This window comes from Rhizobium sp. UFLA01-1127 (genome assembly GCF_059803845.1).
The window spans coordinates 1-4,735 of the sequence record NZ_JAUQTZ010000237.1 but is presented as its reverse complement, the minus strand read 5'-3'; the positions used below and the strand labels follow the sequence as shown (position 1 = coordinate 4,735).

The 4,735-nt window shown below is 56.6% G+C and carries 4 protein-coding genes and 1 pseudogene; 4 read left to right on the top strand and 1 reads right to left on the bottom strand.

What is annotated here, in order from left to right; all coding sequences use genetic code 11:
- Positions 1-103: pseudogene (locus Q4Q11_RS30875) on the bottom strand (LLM class flavin-dependent oxidoreductase); the annotation flags it as partial.
- A gap of 499 nt (positions 104-602) precedes the next feature.
- On the opposite strand from Q4Q11_RS30875, the gene Q4Q11_RS30870 reads away from it, so the two are divergent.
- The 4 genes from Q4Q11_RS30870 to Q4Q11_RS30855 form a co-directional block, all read left to right on the top strand.
- A complete protein-coding gene (locus Q4Q11_RS30870; protein ID WP_498571871.1) occupies positions 603-1,103 on the top strand; it encodes an invasion associated locus B family protein in 501 nt (166 codons plus the stop codon).
- A gap of 180 nt (positions 1,104-1,283) precedes the next feature.
- Complete coding sequence (locus Q4Q11_RS30865) at positions 1,284-2,210, top strand: ArsR/SmtB family transcription factor (protein WP_498571870.1); 927 nt, start codon at positions 1,284-1,286, stop codon at positions 2,208-2,210.
- A 223-nt stretch (positions 2,211-2,433) separates the two neighbouring features.
- Complete coding sequence (arfA, locus tag Q4Q11_RS30860) at positions 2,434-3,942, top strand: arabinosylfuranosidase ArfA (protein ID WP_498571869.1); 1,509 nt, start codon at positions 2,434-2,436, stop codon at positions 3,940-3,942.
- Between the two features lie 193 nt (positions 3,943-4,135).
- Positions 4,136-4,735: ABC transporter substrate-binding protein (locus tag Q4Q11_RS30855; RefSeq protein WP_498571868.1), on the top strand; the 600-nt coding region annotated here is incomplete at its 3' end.

Genomic DNA, 4,735 nt, shown 5'->3' with positions numbered 1-4,735 from the left:
CAGCAAGGTCGATCGATTGCAGCAGCGTGTCGCCCGCGGATCGAGTTTGCGACTGGGACGAGGGCGTCCAGTGGCCGAACGAAAGGAAACCGATCTTCTTCATGATACCATCCTGCTAAATGCGGTTAGTACGGCTCGATTTCGCGCCACAGATGCCGAATCGGTCGCGGGCGAACATATTTCGTCCTCCACCTTTTCATGAAATGGCTCGCGAAAGCCGCAAGTTCAGGCGCGTATATGTGCATGGATGCGGCTGGTTGGAACAGCGCAAATTGTGAACTGATCGTCAATACAGATAAAGGTTCAGTGGAGATGAGCCGCGCGCGCATGCCTTCGGCATATCGCTGGCTTCAGTGTACTGAAGGCTTTGTGAGCCGCGGCAGACGCGTGGCTGCCGGTATCCAACGGGCTCTCCAGGACCGAACATGGCGGTGCCCGATATGATGGCCTTCGCCTCCGGCCCGAGTTTCTGCGTGCCTCCTAACATGAACAAATTTTAAGGAACACGTTAACAATCGGATAAGGCACCGCGCCGAAACTGCCGCGCGTGTGAGTGCATCTCTCGCTTTCAACGTCCTTGAAACAAGAAATGGCAGGAAACCATGTTTGCAAGAAATTTCGCCCCCACTCTGGTCTTCGTCGCATTCGGCGCCGGTATCGCCCATGCGGAAGTGCCCGTTCGTATCGATCAGTTCGATCACTGGGGCGCATATTCTTATAAGTCCGGCGGCAATGTGAATTGCTATGTTTTATCGAGGCCCGTTGCGCAGCAGCCCGCCAATGTCGATCATGGCGACAATTTCTTCATCGTCTCGCGTCTGTCTCCCGGCGAAAAATTGGTTCCCGAAGCCGCCATGGGCTATGACTTGAAAGACGGGGCGCCGATGACGGCGACAATCGGCGACAAAGCTTTCCCGATGTTCACAAAGGACCGGCACGGCTGGGTGAAAAACGAGGCGCAGGAGCCGGCCATGGTCAGCGCCATGAAAGGCGGAGTGCAGCTGCAACTGCAAGCAACCTCCAAACGAGGCACCGAGACGAGCTATTCCTATTCACTTTCCGGAATTACGTCCGCCTTGAAGCGGATAGAGACTTGCAAATGAGATCGGTGGTTTTCGTGGTCCGAGCCGGGGTTTCATTACGGCCAATTGTATAGCGGATGAACGACTGGCGTCTTCTTATTTCGCTGAGAAGGCGCCAGCTGGAGCTCTTACGACGATATCTCTTGTGAAATCAAAAATCCTGATATAAATGAAACCTATCGATGGGACATTCAGGATTCGATGAAGCGCGGCTTTCTGACAATTTATGCGGGTGAGAATGCTGCAGTCTTTAGGGCGCTTTCCGCACCGGCGCGCGTCGATATGCTGAAGCTGCTTTGTGCCAAGGGCTCGCTGAACGTCAACGAGATCGCCCGGGAGCTGGATCTGCCGCAATCGACTGTTGCGACCGGCATTATGGTCCTTGAGGAGGCCGGTCTTGTCGAGACCAAGGCCGCTAAGGCGCGCAAGGGCTACCAGAAGATCTGCACCGCGCTTTACGACGAAATTCTGTTGAGCTTCGAGGATCAGTCCTTCAAGCACGACGAGGACGTGATCGAAGTCGCCATGCCGATCGGCCTCTATACGAGCTGCGAGACCCATGCACCATGCGGCCTTTGTTCGACCGATGGCGTGATCGGGCTGCTCGATGTTCCCGACTATTTCCTTGATCCGCAGCGTATGCAGGCCGGCCTCCTTTGGTTCGGGCGCGGGCATGTGGAATATAAATTCCCCAATAATGCCAAGATCTTGAACAGAAGCGTCAATGCCATCGAATTCTCGATGGAGTTGTCGTCCGAGGTGCCTGGCACCAATCCGGACTGGCCGTCCGACATCACTCTCTGGATCAACGGCGTCGCCGCCGGCACATGGACATCGCCTGGGGACTATGGCGACAAGCGCGGAGCCTTCACGCCAAGCTGGTGGAAGCTTGAAGGTTCGCAGTACGGCAAGCTCAAGACGTGGCGTATCTCAAAGAAGGGCACGTTCATCGACGGTGTTGCCGCCTCCGACGTGACGATCGATGATCTCGCCATCGCCCAGCATTCCTCGATCCGTCTACGGATCGGGATCGCCGAGGATGCACGCAATACGGGCGGCATCAATATTTTCGGTCGCGGCTTCGGCAATTACGGTCGCGATATCTTGATGCGCGTCGATCTGGCCTGATTTCATATCAATGATTGTGATATGGAACGAATAATCGGTATGAATTTCCGATAAATCGTATTTTTCATAATCATTTGTTTTTGCTCGGTATTTTTCGAGAGCGGAGCTGCTGTTGTAGCAGTTTCCCCACGATTTTCCGTCGGTCATGCGTTGACGGCCTTCCAAAAGTGTATCAAGATCAAGGTATAAGAACGAAATATCTGATATATATGGGAGGAAGGCCGTGAAGGCGCATGTGATCGTCCACCGTGATTTCCGAATTGCCGACATCGATGATCGGCTCTACAGCTCTTTTCTGGAGCATTTGGGCAGGGCGATCTACGGCGGCATCTATGAGCCTGGCCATCCGACTGCCGATGAGAACGGATTTCGCAAGGATGTGATGGAGCTGGTGCGCGAGCTCAACTCGCCCTATTGTCGCTATCCAGGAGGCAATTTCGTTTCTGCTTACAACTGGGAAGACGGGGTGGGGCCTCGTTCCGAGCGACCGGTGCGTCTCGATCTTGCCTGGCGGACGCGCGAGAGCAACCAGATCGGCGTCAACGAGTTCGTCGATTGGTGCAAGAAGGCCAACACCAAGCCGATGCTCGCCGTCAACCTTGGCTCGCGCGGGCTGGATGCCGCCAGAAACTTCCTTGAATATTGCAATCATCCAGGCGGTACCTATTGGTCGGATCTGCGGCGCAAGCACGGCTGGCCCGATCCGCATGGGGTGAAGCTCTGGTGCCTGGGCAACGAAATGGACGGTCCCTGGCAGGTCGGTCACAAGTCGGCTTACGAATATGGCCGCCTGGCCGATGAGACCGCCAAGGCCATGCGCGGCTTCGACAAGTCGCTCGAACTGGTCGTCTGCGGTTCATCCAATTCCGACATGAAGACCTATCCCGATTGGGAGGCCGAGGTTCTGGATCAGTGCTACGACAGCGCCGACCATATCTCGCTGCACATGTATTTCGCCAATCGCGAAAAGAACACGCTGAACTATCTCGCCAAGGCCGAGAAGCTCGATCGCTACATCGTTACCATCGGCGGCGTCATCGATTATATCAAGGCCAAGAAGCGCTCGAAGAAGACCATCGGCATTTCCTTCGACGAGTGGAACGTCTGGTATCATTCCAACCAGCAGGACAAGGAGATCCTGGCGCGCGACGAGTGGCCCGATGCGCCGCATCTGCTGGAAGATGTCTATAATTTCGAGGACGTGCTGCAGGTCGGCGGTATTCTCAATACCTTCATTCGCCGCTCCGATCGCGTGCGCATTGCCTGTATCGCCCAGCTTGTCAACGTGATCGCGCCGATCATGACGGAAGATGGCGGCCCGGCATGGCGGCAGACCATCTACTATCCGCTCTATTTCGCCTCGAAATACGGTCGCGGCTCTGCGCTGCGCCTCGTCACTGACGGCCCGACCTATGACAGCGACGAGGCCGACGATGTACCCTACCTCGATATCTCCGCTGTCCACGATGAGCTGGGCAAGATGGTGACGCTGTTTGCCGTCAACCGTCATCCCGACAATTCGCTCGATCTCGACACGCGTCTCGAAGGCTTTGCCGGCGCCCGCGTCGTGGAGCAGCATGAGATGGTCCACAGCGATCTGCGGGCGGTCAATACGGCAGCGCAGCCGAATGCTGTCGTCCCGACTATGACAGGCGATGCAAAGATCGAGGACGGCAGGCTTCGTGCCACGCTGAAGCCGCTATCCTACACGGTGATCCGGCTGGCGGTGTAGCGCTTTACAGTCGGGGCGCGATGCGCCCCGGCATCGAAAATGGCCGAAGGTCGCGAGGAGGCGACCGCCGGTCCTTTGCAGGCCCGGACCGCCGCACGCAGCTTCGAGCGGCCGCCGGGAAAAAGGGGTGAAAATCGCGATCTGCTCACCATCGCTTGAGCGTATCGCGCAGTCGATAAAACGGGAGGAGATCATGAAGCAGTGGAAGAAGCTTGCCTTCGGCGTCGCGCTGGCCACATTCGGCCTCGTGGCGGCAGCCAGGGCCCAGGACTATACCTCTTTGCCCCGCAAGGAGACCTTGATCGTCGAAAACCCTGAGGGAACGATCAAGAATCCGGGCTGGTTCAATATCTGGGTGAATGGTGGCGGCGGCGTTTCGACCGGCCTGCAGCAGTTGACCATGGATACGCTCTGGTACATCGATCCGGAGAAAGGTCTGGGCGGTTCGGCGTGGGATAACTCACTTGCTTCCGACAAGCCGCAATATAATGACGATTTCACCCAGATGACGGTGAAGTTGCGCAAGGGTATCTACTGGAGCGACGGCGTCGAATTCACCGCCGATGACGTTGTCTACACCGTCAAGACGCAAATGGACCATCCGGGCATGGTCTGGAGTGCCGCCTTTTCGGTCCAGGTTGCAAGCGTTGAGGCGACGGATCCCTATACCGTCGTCTTCAAGCTGAAAAAGCCGAATTCGCGCTTCCACGCCCTTTTTACCGTCCGCTGGAACGGCGCCTGGATCATGCCCAAGCATGTCTTCGAGAAGGTCGCCGATCCCGTACGCTATGAC

Bases quoted from the DNA above. Each gene is read 5' to 3' on its own strand.
- Q4Q11_RS30870 (WP_498571871.1), top strand. From the start codon at position 603: ATGTTTGCAAGAAATTTCGCCCCCACTCTGGTCTTCGTCGCATTCGGC.
- Q4Q11_RS30865 (WP_498571870.1), top strand. From the start codon at position 1,284: ATGAAGCGCGGCTTTCTGACAATTTATGCGGGTGAGAATGCTGCAGTC.